At 35.0% G+C, this 17,370-nt stretch carries 17 protein-coding genes; 15 read left to right on the top strand and 2 right to left on the bottom strand.

The window, feature by feature from the left end; all coding sequences use genetic code 11:
- Window positions 1–151: 151 nt before the first annotated feature.
- Window positions 152–931, top strand: coding sequence for an SDR family oxidoreductase (locus GR162_RS00535; RefSeq protein ID WP_008465924.1), 780 nt, complete (start codon window positions 152–154; stop codon window positions 929–931).
- A gap of 136 nt (window positions 932–1,067) precedes the next feature.
- Here the strand turns inward: GR162_RS00535 and GR162_RS00530 are convergent, their stop codons facing one another.
- A complete protein-coding gene (locus tag GR162_RS00530) occupies window positions 1,068–1,958 on the bottom strand; it encodes an AraC family transcriptional regulator (RefSeq protein ID WP_160780601.1) in 891 nt (296 codons plus the stop codon).
- Window positions 1,959–2,130: 172 nt separating this feature from the next.
- Here GR162_RS00530 and GR162_RS00525 point away from each other — a divergent pair, with 172 nt between their 5' ends.
- The 4 genes from GR162_RS00525 (at window position 2,131) to GR162_RS00510 (ending at window position 6,104) form a co-directional block, all read left to right on the top strand.
- A complete protein-coding gene (locus GR162_RS00525) occupies window positions 2,131–3,786 on the top strand; it encodes a UxaA family hydrolase (RefSeq protein ID WP_160780600.1) in 1,656 nt (551 codons plus the stop codon).
- Between the two features lie 36 nt (window positions 3,787–3,822).
- Window positions 3,823–4,587 (top strand): SDR family NAD(P)-dependent oxidoreductase, encoded by a 765-nt coding sequence (locus GR162_RS00520; RefSeq protein WP_160780599.1) that lies wholly within the window; start codon window positions 3,823–3,825, stop codon window positions 4,585–4,587.
- A gap of 319 nt (window positions 4,588–4,906) precedes the next feature.
- Entirely contained in the window at window positions 4,907–5,764 is an 858-nt protein-coding gene (locus GR162_RS00515) for a fumarylacetoacetate hydrolase family protein (protein ID WP_160780598.1), read from the top strand.
- 4 nt (window positions 5,765–5,768) lie between these two features.
- Entirely contained in the window at window positions 5,769–6,104 is a 336-nt protein-coding gene (locus GR162_RS00510) for an L-rhamnose mutarotase (RefSeq protein ID WP_160780597.1), read from the top strand.
- 244 nt (window positions 6,105–6,348) lie between these two features.
- Here GR162_RS00510 and GR162_RS00505 read toward each other — a convergent pair whose 3' ends face one another.
- Window positions 6,349–7,599 carry an NAD(P)/FAD-dependent oxidoreductase gene (locus tag GR162_RS00505; RefSeq protein WP_160780596.1) on the bottom strand — a complete coding sequence of 417 codons (1,251 nt, stop codon included), beginning with the start codon at window positions 7,597–7,599 and terminating at the stop codon, window positions 6,349–6,351.
- Window positions 7,600–7,700: 101 nt separating this feature from the next.
- Here GR162_RS00505 and hutH point away from each other — a divergent pair, with 101 nt between their 5' ends.
- The 10 genes from hutH to GR162_RS00455 all read left to right on the top strand — a co-directional run bounded on the left by hutH (window position 7,701) and on the right by GR162_RS00455 (window position 17,196).
- A complete protein-coding gene (hutH, locus tag GR162_RS00500; RefSeq protein ID WP_160780595.1) occupies window positions 7,701–9,221 on the top strand; it encodes a histidine ammonia-lyase in 1,521 nt (506 codons plus the stop codon).
- 41 nt (window positions 9,222–9,262) lie between these two features.
- Window positions 9,263–10,474, top strand: coding sequence for a WG repeat-containing protein (locus GR162_RS00495; protein ID WP_160780594.1), 1,212 nt, complete (start codon window positions 9,263–9,265; stop codon window positions 10,472–10,474).
- A 95-nt stretch (window positions 10,475–10,569) separates the two neighbouring features.
- Window positions 10,570–11,301: a 3-oxoacyl-ACP reductase FabG gene (gene fabG, locus GR162_RS00490; RefSeq protein WP_160780593.1), complete on the top strand. Its 732-nt coding sequence runs from the start codon at window positions 10,570–10,572 to the stop codon at window positions 11,299–11,301.
- A gap of 205 nt (window positions 11,302–11,506) precedes the next feature.
- Window positions 11,507–12,742 (top strand): beta-ketoacyl synthase, encoded by a 1,236-nt coding sequence (locus GR162_RS00485; RefSeq protein WP_160780592.1) that lies wholly within the window; start codon window positions 11,507–11,509, stop codon window positions 12,740–12,742.
- Window positions 12,735–12,989: an acyl carrier protein gene (locus GR162_RS00480; protein WP_008465907.1), complete on the top strand. Its 255-nt coding sequence runs from the start codon at window positions 12,735–12,737 to the stop codon at window positions 12,987–12,989. The genes GR162_RS00485 and GR162_RS00480 overlap by 8 nt, the downstream gene beginning before the upstream one ends.
- The gene (locus GR162_RS00475; protein WP_160780591.1) at window positions 12,990–13,874 is read left to right on the top strand and encodes a lipid A biosynthesis acyltransferase; all 885 of its coding nucleotides are present in this window, start codon (window positions 12,990–12,992) and stop codon (window positions 13,872–13,874) included. It abuts the gene before it with no gap.
- 364 nt (window positions 13,875–14,238) lie between these two features.
- Window positions 14,239–15,141, top strand: coding sequence for a dialkylrecorsinol condensing enzyme DarA (locus GR162_RS00470; protein ID WP_160780590.1), 903 nt, complete (start codon window positions 14,239–14,241; stop codon window positions 15,139–15,141).
- Between the two features lie 17 nt (window positions 15,142–15,158).
- Entirely contained in the window at window positions 15,159–16,292 is a 1,134-nt protein-coding gene (locus GR162_RS00465) for a beta-ketoacyl-ACP synthase III (protein ID WP_160780589.1), read from the top strand.
- Window positions 16,292–16,723: a hypothetical protein gene (locus GR162_RS00460; protein WP_160780588.1), complete on the top strand. Its 432-nt coding sequence runs from the start codon at window positions 16,292–16,294 to the stop codon at window positions 16,721–16,723. Before GR162_RS00465 ends, GR162_RS00460 begins: the two co-directional genes overlap by 1 nt.
- Before the next feature lie 8 nt (window positions 16,724–16,731).
- Complete coding sequence (locus GR162_RS00455) at window positions 16,732–17,196, top strand: ABC transporter permease (protein ID WP_160780587.1); 465 nt, start codon at window positions 16,732–16,734, stop codon at window positions 17,194–17,196.
- Window positions 17,197–17,370 lie beyond the last annotated feature (174 nt).

Raw genomic sequence — 17,370 nt, 5'->3', positions numbered from 1 at the left:
TTTTTAGCCTGTAAGAAAGAGCAAAAAACAAATCTAGATTTGAACACATAGCTATGTGCTTTAAAAAAAATGAAATGCCTTTTTAGGCAAATTAAAACTATGTTTCTATGTGTTTAAAAATATTAGCAATAAATTATAATAAAATAAAATCATGCAGTTATCATTAACCCAAAAAATCATTATCGTTACGGGAGGAGCAAAAGGAATCGGTTTAGGAATCGTTAAGGTTTTAGCCGAAGAAAATGCAATTCCGTTTATCGTTGGACGTAACGAAAATGATAACATCAAAGCCGTAGAAGAATTAAAAGCCATCGGAAAGGAAGCGCATCAAGTTGCTGCCGATTTAACAAAACCAGAAGACTGCAAAAAAGCCGTTGAAGCTGTAATCGCAAAATTCGGAAGAATTGACGGACTTGTAAACAATGCCGGAGTTAATGACGGTGTTGGATTAGAAAACGGAAATTATGAAGATTTCGCTGCTTCGCTTCACAAAAATTTAGTGCACTATTATTTAATGGCACAGCATGCTCTTCCGTATTTGAAAGAATCAAAAGGCGCCATTGTGAACATCGGTTCTAAAACTGCCGAAACAGGTCAAGGCGGAACCTCAGCGTACGCTGCTTCAAACGGAGGAAGAAACGCTTTAACTAGAGAATGGGCGGTTGAATTATTAAAATACCGCATCCGCGTAAATGCCGTAATTGTAGCAGAATGTTACACCCCACTTTACGAAACGTGGATCAATACTTTTGAAAATAAAGAAGAAAAACTGGCTGCAATCACTAAAAATATTCCGCTAGAAAACAGAATGACAACAGCTGAAGAAATAGCCAATATGGTGGTTTTCTTATTGTCTGAAAAGTCAAGCCACACCACAGGACAGATTATTTATGTGGATGGCGGTTATACGCATTTAGACCGTTCTATTTAATTTTTTTTTAGCCACAGATTAAAAGGATTAAAATGATTTGCTTTAGTTTGTCACCCTGAGCGAAGTCGAAGGGCGTTCCAATTGGACGTGGGCTTCGACTCCGCTCAGCCAGACAAAACTGGACTTAAAAATCTCTTTAATCCTTTAAATCTGTGGCAAAACTAACCTTCGCATTGTTTTTAAAGTCAGAAGGAGTAATTCCTTTACACTTTTTAAAGAGTTTATTAAAGTTCGAAGCCGTTTTATACCCGCAAGCATAAGCGATTTCAGACATACTTTTATCAGTTTCTAAAAGTAATTTGCAAGCATTCGAAATTCGGATTTCATGCAGATAATCCACAAAATTTTTCTTTGTTTTAATTCTAAACATTCTGCAGAAAGAAGTCCGCGTCATATTCGCGACAGCGGCAATTTCTTCTAAGGAAATATTCTTTTTATAATTCTTATTGACATATTGAAAAACCTCTGAAAGACGATCTACTTTCGAATCTTTCTGCATCAACGAATAAATTTCGTCGTTGATGTAAATCTTATCCTGGCTTTCTGAAAGAATAGACAAAATCTCAAAAAGTCCGATAATAACTTCGAAGTCTTTTTTTGAAACTAATTTCTCCAGTTTTTTAGCAATCTGTTTATTGGTTTTTCCGATAATCGAAATGCCTTTTCCAGCCTGAACAAAAAGCTCGTTGATTTTTTGGGTTTCTTTTAATTCATAAAAAGTTGGTCCGAAAATATCTTTATGAAAATATACGACAATCGAATTGGCTCTTAAATCCTCAATTCCCTGATAATATTTCTCATCATTCAGCCAAACATGCGGAATATCAGAACCTAAAAAAACCATATCGCCAGGCTCAAACGGCATTACCGAATTTCCGATAATACGTTTTCCGTAACTCTCTTTCACATAAACCAATTCCAGTTCAGGATGCGAATGAAACGGCGCTTGAAAAAATGGTTCAATACGATTAAGCACCGAAACTTTTGTGTTGAGATAAGACGCTATTTTGGTTTGTTCCAATTTCATACTGCAAAGATAATTAAAGATTAGATACGGATAATATTAGACTATTAACCAATATGTAAAAAAGCTAATTTTATTTTTCGTTAACTGCCCGAATTCTATACAAAATCAGAAGATTAAAATGTTATAAAACAAAAGCAGTGACATCAAAAAAAGAAAAAAAAACAACAACACAATGTCTGAGAATAACACAAAAAAACTGGTTGTAAAACTGCATCCAGATGATAATGTATTGGTTGCCTTAACCGATCTTCAAAAAGGCGATTCGATTCATTTTGAAAACGAAACTTACGTTTTGCAAGACCTCATCAAAGCCAAACATAAATTCTACATGCAGGACATGAAGCAGGGAGAAGAAGTAAACATGTATGGCGTTTTGGTTGGAAAAGTGCAAAATGATGTGGCAAAAGGAAGTTTAATGACGACCGAGAACTTAAAACACGCCGCAGATCCTTACGCTTACAGAAATGCTTCTTACGAATGGAATGCGCCTGATGTTTCTAAATTCGAAAACAGAACTTTTAAAGGTTACAAAAGAAAAGACGGACGCGTTGGAACGGCAAATTACTGGCTTTTTATCCCGACTGTTTTTTGTGAAAACCGAAATTTGGACGTAATCAAAGAAGCACTTCACAAACAATTGGGTTATGCTGTAACAGACAAGTACAACCAATTTACGCACGAATTATTGGAAGGTTATTTGAACGGAAAAGACATTAACGATATCCATATTGAATTGAATCCAACTCCAAAAAACAAACGTATTTTTGAAAATGTAGACGGAATCAAATTCCTAAATCACCAAGGCGGCTGTGGCGGAACGCGTCAAGATTCATCTACTTTGAGCGCATTGTTGGCTTCTTATGCGAATCACCCAAACGTTGGAGGAATTACGCTTTTGAGTTTGGGATGCCAACATTTACAAGTTCAAGATTTTGTAAATGATGTCAAAAAACAAAACCCAGATTTCGATAAACCATTATTTATTTTTGAACAGCAGCAGACCGAAAGCGAAGAAGTTTTGATTACCAATGCCATCAAAAAGACTTTTGAAGGTTTAATTGAAATCAACCAATACGAAAGAACCGATGCGCCATTAAGCGATTTATGCATTGCCGTAAAATGTGGCGGAAGCGACGGTTTCAGCGGTGTTTCTGCAAATCCTGCTGTGGGTTATACTTCTGATTTGGTTGTAGCTTTAGGCGGAAAAATTCTTTTGGCTGAATTCCCTGAATTATGCGGCGCTGAGCAGAATTTAATCGATAGATGTGTTACCGAAGATAAGGCTAGAAAATTCATCAATTTAATGGAATCTTATGATGAGCTGGCACATAAAGTGGGTTCTGGTTTTCATATGAATCCTTCTCCTGGAAATATCAAAGACGGATTAATTACTGATGCTATAAAAAGCGCTGGAGCGGCCAAAAAAGGCGGAACTTCTCCTGTAGTTGATGTTTTAGATTATACCGAATTGGTTACAAAACCAGGTTTAAGTTTGGTTTGTACGCCAGGAAATGACGTTGAAGCCACAACTGGAAAAGCAGCTTCTGGAGCAACTTTAATTTTGTTTACAACTGGATTGGGAACTCCGACAGGAAACCCAGTTTGTCCCGTAATTAAAGTAGCGACAAACTCTGTTCTGGCAAAAAGAATGAAAGATATTATCGATATTGACTGCGGACCAATCATTAGTGGCGAAAAATCTATTGAAGAAATGGGCGAGGAAATTTTGGAATACTGCATCAAAGCGGCGAGCGGCGAAATTATTCCGAAAGCGGTTCAATTAAACCAAGACGATTTTATTCCGTGGAAACGCGGCGTATCTTTGTAAAAGACTCAATTAAAACAACTTAAAAAAATTATATAAATGTTTTCATTACAAAATAAAAAAGCAATTATCACAGGCGGAGGAAGCGGAATTGGAAGAGCGATTTCTGTCTTATTTGCTAAACAAGGAGCTGAAGTCCACGTTTTAGAATTGACGGAAGAAAGCGCAAAAGAAACGGTTGAAGAAATCAAATCTGCGGGAGGAACTGTTTTTGCGCACGCTTGCGACGTTTCAAACCACGAACAAGTTAAAACGACTTTCGAGAAAATCGGAAACATTAATATTCTAGTAAACAACGCCGGAATCGCACACGTTGGAAAAGTAGACACAACTTCTGAATCTGATTTTGACCGTATTATGAATGTAAACGTAAAAGGAGTTTACAACTGTCTTCACGCTTCGATTCCGGCTTTAAGAAGTTCTGGCGGTGGTGTGATCCTAAACTTAGCTTCTATTGCTAGCTGGGTTGGTATTCCAGATCGTTTTGCTTATTCTACAGCAAAAGGTGCTGTTATGGCCATGACTTTATCGGTTGCTAAAGATTATTTGAATGATAAAATCAGATGTAATTCTATTTCTCCTGCGAGAGTTCACACGCCTTTCGTAGACGGATTTATTGCTAAAAATTATCCTGGAAAAGAAGAAGAAATTTTCGAAAAACTTTCTAAATCACAACCAATCGGACGTATGGGAAAACCAGAAGAAATCGCCACTTTAGCCTTATTCTTATGCAGTGACGAATCGTCTTTCATCACAGGTTCTGACTACCCAATTGATGGCGGATTTATAAAATTAAACAACTAAAAAAGGGAAATAGCCACGAATTCACGAATTAAAATGATTAAAAAATCTGTGAAATTTGCATCGAAAAATAAATGCGAATTTCACGAACTGATTTATAAAAATAGTGAATTGCTTCGCCTATTCGCTATCGTTCGGATCGTGGCGAAAAAAAATATAAAGCCACAGATTGAAAGATTAAAATGATTTAAAAAATCTGCTTAAATCTGTAAAATCTGCGTGAAACAAAAAAAATTAAAAACCACAAATTTCACAAATTCACACAAAATTATAATTCGTGAAGTCGTGGCGGAAAAAATATTACTTAAAAAATATAAAGATTATGAAACTGATTAGATTCGGAGAAGAAGGAAAAGAAAAACCGGGAATTTTACTAAATGAAAAAAGATACGATGTTTCGTCTATCGTAACAGATTACAATGAAGCTTTTTTTGAAAATGACGGATTAAAAAAATTAGAAGAAGCCTTAAAAAATAACCCTGCACTTCCAGAAGTAAGCGATTCAGTTCGTTTAGGTTCGCCAGTGGCGCGTCCGTCAAAAATTATCTGCATCGGATTAAATTATGTAGATCACTGTGAAGAAACTGGTGCTGCAATTCCAGAAGAACCAATTATCTTCTTCAAATCAACGACTTCTTTATGCGGACCAAATGATAATTTGATTATTCCAAAAAATAGTGAAAAAACAGACTGGGAAGTGGAATTGGCATTTGTTGTAGGCAAAAAAGCAAGCTATGTTTCTGAAGAAGACGCACCAAACTACATCGCTGGATATTGCCTTTTGAATGATTACAGCGAAAGAGCATTTCAAATCGAAAGAGGCGGACAATGGGCAAAAGGAAAAGGTTCTGACACCTTCGCTCCTCTTGGACCAATTATGGCAACTCCAGACGAAATTGGTGATGTAAACAATCTAAAAATGTGGTTGACTGTAAACGGAAAAACTTTCCAAAACAGTAATACTTCAAATTTGATTTTCAAAATTCCATTTTTAGTTCATTATTTAAGCCAGTTTATGACTTTGCTTCCTGGCGATGTAATTAGTACAGGAACACCTCCGGGAGTTGGGTTAGGAATTAAACCAGATCCAATTTACATTAAAGCAGGCGATGTAATCGAATTAGGAATTGAAGGTTTAGGCACTAGCAAACAAACTGCTGTAGCTTACCAGCAAAAATAAAATTATGGCAGCTCAAAAATTCTATCTTGCGTTAGACTTAAAAGATGACGCAGATTTAATTGCAGAATACAAAGAACTGCACGAAAATGTATGGCCAGAAATTAAAAAAAGCATTAAAGATTCTGGAATTGAAGTTCTAGACATTTATTGCACAGGAAATAGATTGTTCATGATTATCGAGGCTGATGCCGATTTTACTTTCGAAAAGAAAGATCAAGCTGATGCTGCAAACGAAAAAGTTCAGGAATGGGAAACTTTAATGTGGAAATTCCAGCAAGCTTTACCGTGGGCAAAACCAGGACAAAAATGGGTTGTAATGGATAAGATTTTTGGATTGTAATTCATTTAAATATTCCGTTAGGAATATCTGGTCGGTAGAAAAAAATATTGTTCGTTTGTATTATGTCCTGTAGGGACATCTGATTTACGGAAATGATATACACAAATCAATTAATCAAACGTTCCTACGGAACGTATTATCGCAATTCAATTCTTTTTTCTACCGATGAGACATTCCTACGGAATGAATTGTTTTCAATAAAAAAATGCCCCAAATAGTGTCTAACTTTTTGGGGCATGTTCAATTATTCAGAGCTTTGTTCTTTTTGCATATTCAGTAAATATGCCATATTGGCAATTACATGATCGTGTTTCTTGACAAACGAATTTTCTTCGTTCCACACATAACCCGCTAAAACCGCGCATATTTTTTCTTTTACTTCTGGATTTTCCGGCTGATGGAAGAATAATGTCTGCAGATTTCCTGTGTACCATTCTTGTACATAAGTGGTGAAAACGGCAATTCCGCGTTTCATGTATTGTGTAAACTCCACTTCCCAATCAACAGGAATTCCTTGTGATTCTTTCAAATATAATTTTGCAGCCAGCATTCCAGATTCAGTTGCAAAAGCAACTCCAGAAGAGAAAACAGGATCTAAGAATTCCGAACTGTTTCCTGTTAAGGCAAAACCATCTCCGTACATTCTTTTTACCGCTCTTGAGTAATTTTCTAATTTAACAGGTTCAAATAAAAACTCTGTTCCAGCGAATCGTTTAATATAATAATCAGACTTCTGAATGGCATTTCGCAAAGCCTCAGCATTATCTTTATTTTCAGAAAGCGAATTGATGAAATCTGTTGGCCCGACAACCCCCAAACTTGTGTTTCCGTTAGAAAATGGAATTACCCAAAGCCAAACTTCGGTTTCTAAAATATCAAACGAAATTTGAGTTCCCTCTACTCCTTCTTCTCTATTAATATCTTTAACATGGGTAAAAATAGAAGAATGCGGATCTAATTTTGAAGGTGTATCCAAATCTAAAAGTCTTGGCAAAACGCGTCCGTATCCGCTAGAATCGATGATAAATTTAGCGTGGATTTCTTTTAAGTTTCCGTCTTTATCTTTTACAATAGTTTTTGAATTTTTTCCTTCAAAAGAAACTTCCAAAACTTCTGTTTCAAATTCTAAATCAATTCCTTTTCTTATGATTTCTTGAGCCATTGTATTGTCAAAATCAGCTCTTGGAACCTGCCAAGTCCAGTCCCAGCCTTCTCCAAATTTTACACTGAAATCAAAATTGCAGATTTCTTCGCCTCTAATAAAACGAGCGCCCAATTTTTTTTCGAAGTTCATTGCATCAAGAGCCTCAAACAATTCTGCCTCAGCAAAATGATCCATTACTCGCGGAATAAGGCTTTCGCCTACCACAAGTCTCGGAAACTTTGTTTTTTCTACAACTTTAACCTTAACATTGTTTTTAAAAAGATACGATGCTGAGACACATCCAGACGGTCCTGCACCAATCACTAAAACATCAACAAACTCCTTTGTCATATTAGAATTATTATCATTAATTAACCTACATTTGCCATCATCAAAATAACTACATTTATTTTGATAAATAAAATTAAATTAGCGCAACCAAAATCGATTTGATGAATACAATAAATGAATATCTAAGTTTAGCAGAATTTGAAGCCATAATCTTTGGAAAAAACAAAGTTGCCATAAGCGATGTGGTTTTAAATCGAGTAAACGAAAGTTTTAATTTCTTAAAAGAATTCTCAGGAAATAAAGTAATCTACGGAGTAAATACAGGATTTGGACCAATGGCTCAATACAGAATTAAGGAGTCAGATCAAATTCAATTGCAATATAATTTAATTAGAAGCCACTCTTCTGGAACAGGAAAACCTTTGAACGCTGAGTGTGCAAAAGCAGCAATTTTAGCTCGATTAAATACACTTTCTTTAGGAAATTCAGGAGTTCATTCTTCTGTTATTCATTTAATGGCAGAATTAATCAATAGAGATATTACGCCTTTAATTTTTGAGCACGGTGGTGTAGGTGCCAGCGGAGATTTAGTGCAATTATCACATTTAGCTTTAGTTTTAATTGGAGAAGGCGAAGTTTTTTATAAAGGAGAAAGACGCGCAACAGCAGAGGTTTTTGAAATTGAAGGTTTAAAACCAATTCAAGTAGAAATTAGAGAAGGTCTGGCATTAATCAACGGGACTTCTGTAATGACAGGAATTGGTGTTGTCAATGTGCATTATGCTAAAAAATTATTAGACTGGTCTGTAAAAGCTTCTTGTGCAATTAACGAATTAGTTCAAGCTTACGATGATCATTTCTCAGAAGAATTAAACCAAACCAAACGTCATAAAGGACAGCAGGAAGTTGCTGAAAGAATGAGACAAAATCTTTCTGACAGTACTTTGATCCGTAAAAGAGAAGACCATTTATATTCTGGCGAAAACACAGAAGAAATCTTCAAAGAAAAAGTTCAGGAATATTATTCATTAAGATGTGTTCCTCAAATTCTAGGACCAGTTTTAGAAACTATAAATAATGTAGCTTCTATCCTAGAGGATGAATTTAACTCGGCAAACGACAACCCAATTATAGACGTAAAAAACAAACACGTTTACCACGGAGGAAATTTCCACGGAGATTACATTTCGCTTGAAATGGATAAACTGAAAATCGTTATTACGAAATTAACGATGCTAGCAGAGCGTCAATTGAATTATTTATTGAATTCAAAAATCAACGAAATTTTGCCTCCATTTGTAAACTTAGGAACATTAGGGTTCAATTTCGGAATGCAGGGTGTTCAGTTCGTTGCCACTTCAACCACTGCAGAATGCCAAACATTATCTAACCCAATGTACGTGCACAGTATTCCAAACAACAATGACAATCAAGACATTGTAAGCATGGGAACAAATGCTGCAGTTATTACATCAAAAGTGATTGAAAATTCTTTTGAAGTTTTGGCTATCGAATTAATCACAATTATTCAGGCAATTGATTATTTGAAACAGAAAGATCAAATTTCGTCAACGACTAAAAAATGGTATGACGATATCAGAAATATAATTCCAGAATTTAAGGAAGATCAAGTAATGTATCCTTTTGTTCAAAAAGTAAAAGATTATTTAATCAACAGTTAAAAATCTTTATTTTACAGTATTAATATTGAATCTTAAAAATCATGAAAAAGTCATTTGTTTTTTTATTGCTTGGTTGCATTCAATTTGTTAATAGCCAAGAATTAGCATTAGTTAAAAAAAATTCTAAAATTGGATATCTTTCTAAAGACGGATCTTTTAAAATCGAGCCTCAATACAAATCTGCCAGAAGTTTTTCTGAAGGTTTAGCTGCTGTAGAAAACGGCGGAAAATGGGGATTTATCGATGCAAAAGGAACTTGGGTAATTCCAGCAGATTTTAAAGATGCTAAAGATTTTAACAGCGGAATCGCAGTTGTACAAAAAGACAAAGACTGGGTTTACATTAATACAAAAGGAGAAATTCAAAAAGGACCAACTACTGATAAAGTATTTGATTTTAATGACGGCGTTGCCTTCATCAGGCAAAACAATAAAGTTGGGTTAATCAACAACAAAATGACTGTAGTTTTAGAACCAAAATACGATCAGATCAAACCTTTTGAAAATGGTTATGCCAGAGTGGAACTGAACAAAAACTGGGGAATTATTGATACTAACGGAAAAGAATTGGTTGAACCAGTTTATGCCGAAGTTGGAAATTATTTTAAAGGAACGACTTGGGCAAGAAAAGACAAAACTTTCGGATTGGTAAGTGGCGGAAAATTTATTCCGGTTGACGGAGCTGAAAAAATCTGGGATTTCGAAACTCAGGATTTGACGTTTGCTAAGAAAAACGGAAAAATCGGTTATATCGATTTAAAAGGAAATTGGGTAATTCTTCCTATTTATGATAAAGGAAAAGCGTTCTCAAAAAACCTCGCTCCTGTTTTAGTTGGAAAAAAATGGGGATTCATTAACCCAGAAGGAAAATTTGTAATTGAGCCAACTTACAACGATGCAGAAGTTTTCAGTACAAATGGTCTAGCTCCAGTAAAAGAAAACAATTGGGGATTCATTAACGAATCTGGAAAATTGGTAATTCCCACTCAATATGGCATCACAACAAACGCTATTATCGCCATGTTTACACAACAAGACAAAGGATTTATTGGTGGTGTTGCCAGGGTTAAAAACGAAGGAAAATGGGGATTTCTTAAACCTGACGGAACAGTTTTGGCCAACCAATGGTTTGAAAATGCAGAATTATTTTCAAAAAGTGCAGAAAAACCTCAGCCTGCTGCAGCTCCAGCCGAAAAACCAAAAGAGGAAATTAAACCTGCAACGAAAAAACCAGCCCCAAAGAAAAAGAAATAGTATTTATTCTCCGAAATAAATTATAAAATTTGCAAGATGAAATCGCTTTTTAGAATGTGATTTCATCTTGCTAATAAATAAAACCAACCTTATAAATGAAATGTGTATTAGTAACAGGCGGTTCGAGAGGAATTGGAAGTGCCATTTGTAAAAAACTAGCCGTAGAATCCGATTATCATATTCTGATTAATTATCATTCGAATAAAACAGCTGCCGAAGAAACATTGCAAGAAGTGCAAAAATTAGGTGCAACAGGCGAAATCTTAGGTTTTGATGTTTCTAATTTTGAAGAAGTACAAAATGTTTTAACCGCTTGGCAGGAAGCAAATCTTGAAAAATTGGTCGAAGCCATTGTAAACAATGCCGGAATCACAAAAGACGGTCTTTTTATGTGGATGACTCCAGAAGACTGGAACGGTGTCATGAATACTAGCGTTAACGGTTTCTTTAATGTTACTCAGTTTTTCATTCAAAAAATGTTACGCAATAAATATGGCCGAATCGTAAATATGGTTTCGGTTTCTGGAGTAAAAGGAACTGCAGGACAAGCCAATTATTCGGCAGCAAAAGGGGCAATTGTAGCAGCAACTAAAGCTTTAGCCCAGGAAGTTGCTAAAAGAAATATTACTGTAAATGCTGTAGCTCCAGGTTTTATTAGAACCGACATGACAAGCCAGCTGGACGAAAAAGAATTGCTGAAACTAATTCCAGTAAATCGTTTTGGCGAAGCCGAAGAAGTAGCAGATTTGGTAAGCTTTTTGATTTCTAAAAAAGCAAGCTATATTACAGGAGAAATTATTAATATAAACGGCGGAATATATTCTTAAGAATTCTCTACTGTTTGCGAGGTTTATTTAAGTTTTTAAATGACGAAAATGGCTCGCAAAGACTCAAAGTCCCTAAGTTTTTATTAAAAATACTTTAAAAAAAAACCTTTGTGACTTAGTGCCTTTGTGGCAAGATTAAAAAAACTTTGTGCCTTTTGATTAAAAAAATTACACTTTAAGGATAAAAAATTACTTTTGAAAGACGATGAATAGACGAGTTGTAATTACTGGAATGGGGATTTATTCTTGTATCGGAACTTCTTTGGACGAAGTAAAAGATTCGTTATACGAAGGAAAATCTGGTATTCAGTTTGATTCTGAAAGAAAAGAATTTGGTTTTCAATCGGCCTTAACAGGGATGGTTCCGAAAGCCGATCTTAAGAATTTATTGACTAGAAGACAGCGTATGAGCATTGGCGAAGAAACCGAGTATGCTTATATGGCCACTATAGAAGCGCTTAAAAATGCCAACATCGATGATGCTTTTTTTGACAATCGTGAAGTTGGTATTATGTACGGAAACGATAGCGTTTCTAAAGCTATCATTGACGCAACAGATATTGTACGCGAGAAAAAAGACACCGCTCTTATTGGTTCTGGTGCAATTTTTAAATCGATGAATTCTACGGTAACCATGAATCTTTCTACGATTTTTAAACTTCGCGGCATCAATCTTACTGTTAGTGCAGCTTGTGCGAGCGGTTCTCACTCAATCGGCTTAGCTTATTTTTTAATTAAAAGCGGTTTTCAAGACATTGTAATTACCGGCGGAGCTCAGGAAATCAACAAATATGCGATGAGCAGTTTTGACGGATTAGGCGTTTTTTCTAACAGAGAAGGTGATCCGACAAAAGCGTCAAGACCATTTGATGCTGGCCGCGACGGTTTGATACCTAGTGGCGGAGGAGCGACTTTAATTCTAGAAAGCTACGAATCTGCAATTGCTCGCGGTGCCAATATTATTGCAGAAATTGGCGGTTACGGATTTTCTTCAAACGGAGGGCACATCTCAACACCAAACGTTGAAGGACCTGCAACAGCAATGAAACGCGCACTTGACGATGCAAAATTAGAAGCTTCAGATATTGAATACATAAATGCTCATGCAACCTCGACACCAGTCGGAGATGCAAATGAAGCAAAAGCCATTTTTGAAGTTTTTGGAGAAAAAAATCCTCTGGTAAGCTCTACAAAATCTATGACAGGCCACGAATGCTGGATGGCTGGAGCAAGCGAAATCATTTATTCTATCTTAATGATGCAGCACGATTTTATAGCACCAAACATCAATTTGGAAAACCCAGATGAAGATGCGTCAAAATTAAATTTAGTTAAAACTACGTTAAACAAAAAATTTGACATATTTTTGTCCAATTCTTTCGGTTTCGGAGGAACCAACTCTGCGTTGGTGGTTAAAAAGTTTAAATTGAACAATGAATAAAGAAGAGATTATAGCAAAAATTAATGGTTTTTTAGTTGATGAATTTGAAGTTGATAATGACGACATTGAACCAAATGCTAATTTAAAAGATACACTTGGGTTAGACAGTCTGGATTATGTTGACTTAGTCGTTTCAATAGAGGCAAACTTTGGTGTAAAACTAGTTGAAGCAGATTTTGTTGGAATTTCTGATTTTCAAAGTTTTTATGACTTAATCGAAACTAAAATCAAAGCCAAATCAGCTTAAATGAGTCAATGGGATGGTAAATCCAAAGGAACTGTCTTAGGTTATAAAATATTCGTTTTTTTAATTCAAAAAGCGGGTGTAAAAGCTGCTTATGTCTTACTTTACTTTGTTGCTTCTTATTATTTTTTATTTCTAAAAAAAAGCAACAGAGCCATTTTTTATTATTTTAAAGAAAGACTTCAGTATTCCTATTTCAAATCTAAAAAGATGGTTTTCAAAAGCTATTATACTTTTGGACAAACCATTATTGACAAAATTTCTATTTCTGCAGGAATGCGCAACAAATTCACGTACGAATTTGATGGGATAGAAACACTAAAAAAATTACTCGCCGAGAAAAAAGGCGGTGTTTTAATTAGCGCTCATGTTGGTAATTTTGAAATTGCAGAACATTTTTTTGGAGAAATCGACCTTGATTTCCAAATCAATCTTGTTACAACAGATTTAGAACATTCTGCCATTAAAAATTATCTGGAAAGCGTTTCTAAAAAACCTACCGTAAAATTTATTATCATCAAAGAAGATCTTTCTCATATTTTTGAGATCAATGCTGCTTTGGCCAAAAACGAACTGATCTGTTTTACAGGTGACCGTTATTTTGAAGGAACAAAATCACTTTCTGAGAATCTTTTAGGCAAAGAGGCCAATTTCCCTGCGGGTCCATTTTTAATTGCTTCACGATTAAAAGTTCCAGTAGTTTTTGTTTATGTAATGAAAGAGCCAAATCTTCATTATCATTTGTACGCAAGAGAAGCCGAAGTAAAACACCGTGACGAAAAAGCGCTTTTGAAAGAATATGTAAAAAGCGTAGAGAGCATCCTTCATCAATACCCTTTACAATGGTTCAATTATTTTGATTTTTGGAACGGTCTAAAGGAGTCTTAAATTTTTTCCGCCACTAATTCACGAATTTTCGCTAATCATTTGTGTCGAAATTTTAATCCTGAATTTCACCAATTTTCATTAATCTGTTTTTGTAAAAATCAAAACTTTTGCACGAATCATCATTCGTGAAATAAAATATCATTCATAATTTATACAAAATCATTCAGCATTCCAGCATTTTGAATAATTCGTGAATTCGTGGCTAATAAAAAATTTAACCAAAATCATTATCACTGCAGTATTTTAAACAATTCGTGATCCCGATAGCTGTTAGGAGTGGCTAATAAAAAACGTTGGTCGAATTAAGAAAATTCGTTTAAATAAATTTACTTACTTTTGCGAACCACCAAAGCCAAAAGACCTAATGAAAAATGTTCTCGTAATTTATTATTCTCAATCTGGACAATTGGAATCTATTGCAAGAAATATTGCAAAACCGTTTCTAAATTCAGAAGAAATAAATCTTACTTTTCACGAAATACAATTGGAGAAACCGTTTCCGTTTCCTTGGAACAAAGAATCATTTTTTGATGCGTTTCCAGAATCGTTTTTACAGATTCCGACTGCATTAAAACCTGTTCCAGAAGAAATCTTAAACACAAAGTTTGACCTAATTTTATTTCATTATCAGGTTTGGTATTTATCGCCTTCAATTCCGATCAATTCATTTTTGAAAAGTGACGATGCCAAGAAAATTTTGAACAATACTCCAGTTATCACCATAAGCGGTTCAAGAAACATGTGGATTATGGCTCAGGAAAAAATCAAAGTCCTGCTGAGAAAAGCCAATGCCAATTTGGTTGGAAACGTAGCTTTGGTAGACCGCGTTGGAAATCTAATTAGTGTGATAACTATTGTAGAATGGATGTTTTCTGGAGTTAAGAAAAAATATTTAGGTATTTTTCCGCTTCCGGGAGTTTCAGAAAAAGACATACAAGAATCAAGTCAGTTTGGAGAAATCATGCTAGATTCTTTACATAAAAATAATTTAGCGCAATTACAGCCAAAATTGGTCGAGGCTGGCGCTGTAAAAATAAGTTCCTATTTAGTGACTGTTGACAAAACGGCCAACAAAATTTTTAATAAATGGTCAAACATCATTTATAAAAATCAAAAAAAACGAAAACAGCTGCTTAAAGTATTTAATGTTTATTTATTCCTTGCGATATGGTTAATTTCACCAATAGTGTATATATTGCACCTTATTACCTATCCGCTTAAGTTAAAAACTATAAAAAAGGAAACTCAATATTATCAGGGAGTTTAGAAGACGAAATTTAGATTATGTTTGAAGTATATATTACAAAAGCTGCAAAATATTTGCCAAACGAAGCCGTTTCAAATGACGAAATGGAAGCCTACTTGGGCCTTATCAATGATACTGCTTCAAAAGCAAGACGTATTATTTTGCGCAACAATAAAATTACAAGCCGATATTATGCTGTTGACAAAGAAGGAAAAAGCACACACAGCAATGCCGAATTAACCAAAAATGCTATTTTACCGTTATTCGACGAAAATTTTACACCTCAGGATTTAGAAGTACTTTCATGTGGAACCTCGACTCCCGACATTTTTCTGCCTTCGCATGCCGCGATGGTGCATGGTCTGCTAAAAAACAAATCGGTAGAATTAAACTCTTCAACTGGAGTTTGCTGTGCTGGAATGAACTCTCTTAAATTTGGTTTTCTTTCTATTAGATCTGGAAATTCAAAAAACGCAATCTGCACAGGTTCTGAAAAAGTTTCGACTTGGCTGAATGCCCAAAAATACAATCACGAGGCCGACAATTTAAAAAGCCTTGAAGAACAGCCAATTATTGCTTTCAAAAAAGATTTCCTTCGCTGGATGTTATCTGATGGTGCTGGAGCTTTTTTATTAGAAAATAAGCCAAGAGGACCAATTTCGCTAAAAATCGAATGGATGGAAGCTTTTTCGTATGCGTACGAATTGGAAACTTGCATGTATGCGGGAGGTGATAAATTGGAAAATGGGGAAATTAAAGGATGGAGCGATTATTCTCCAGAACAATGGCTAAACGAGTCTGTTTTCTCAATAAAGCAAGACGTAAAATTATTAGACGAATTTATCCTGTCAAAAGGTGCAGAAAGCATGAAAGAGGCAATGGATAAAAACAATATTAAATCGGAAGATATTACTTATTTTATCCCTCACGTTTCTTCTAACTTTTTTGTTGAAGGACTAAAAAAAGGATTAAACGAAAAAGGTATCGGAATGAGCGATGACAAATGGTTCATGAATCTTTCTCGAGTAGGAAATGTTGGCTCTGCTTCTATCTATCTTGCTCTTGAAGAATTAATGAATTCAGGAAATTTGAAAAAAGGAGATAAAATTTTATTATCTGTTCCAGAAAGCGGAAGATTCTCTTTTGCATATGCATATTTAACAGTTTGCTAATGGAGACGATGGCACTTCTAGAAAAAGAAATGGTAGAAAATTTACTGCCGCAAAAATTCCCTTTTGTGATGGTAGACGCTATGCATTCTTATTCTGAAACTTCTTTGGTTTCTGGTTTAAAAATTAAGCACGATAATATTTTTGTGTCAGATAATATTTTTCTTGAAGCCGGATTAATAGAACATATGGCACAATCTGTAGCATTGCATACGGGATATCAATATTTTTTGAGAAACGAAATTGCTCCAACGGGCTACATTGGTTCGATTAAGGAAATTGAAATTAAAAAGCTTCCGAACGTAAACGATAATATTCAGTCTGAAGTAACAATTCTACAGGAATTTGCAGGAATTACTTTGGTGGATATTGTAACAACATTAAACAATGAAGAAATTGCCAGGGGACAAATGAAAACTGTTTTGGCAAAATAAAAACCATAATGAAGGCTACTGCTGTTGACATACAAAATTATTTACCCCACCGAGCACCAATGCTTATGGTGGATTTGATTTTGAATATTGATTCCAGTTCAGTAGAAACTGTTTTTCTTGTTGAAGCAAACAATATTTTCGTTCAAAACAATGTTTTTATTGAAGCAGGTTTAATCGAAAACACCGCTCAGACTTGTTCGGCAATTGTTGGAAAAAAATACTTTTTTGACGATAACGGACTTGAAAATGAAAACGTAAATGTAATCGGATTTATCAGTGCCTTAAAAAATGTAAAAATTCATTCGCTGCCAAATGTTGGCGATACAATAATTACCAAAGCAGATTTAGTTTCAAAATTCACTGGCGACGATTACACTTTATGCACCATGAGCTGTAAAAGCTTACTTGGAGAGCAGATACTCTTAGAATGCGAAATTAATTTGTTTATTCAGAAAACAGTTTCGGTTGGATAATTTTAAAAAAGTCATTTCACATTTAGGAATTCGAATCGGGATTTTATTGTCATTGTTTGGATTATTAGTCTTGTATTGGAGCTTCATTTATGATCCCCATTCACTTTGCGATCAAGACCAACATAGACATACAGATGCAGGTTTAGGAATGTTTGTTTTAGCATTATTCATCAC

Source organism: Flavobacterium sp. HBTb2-11-1, assembly GCF_009826975.1.
Taxonomy (GTDB): Bacteria; Bacteroidota; Bacteroidia; order Flavobacteriales; family Flavobacteriaceae; genus Flavobacterium.
Note: the sequence above shows the minus strand (reverse complement) of the source record. Positions and strands in the feature narration are given on the sequence as shown.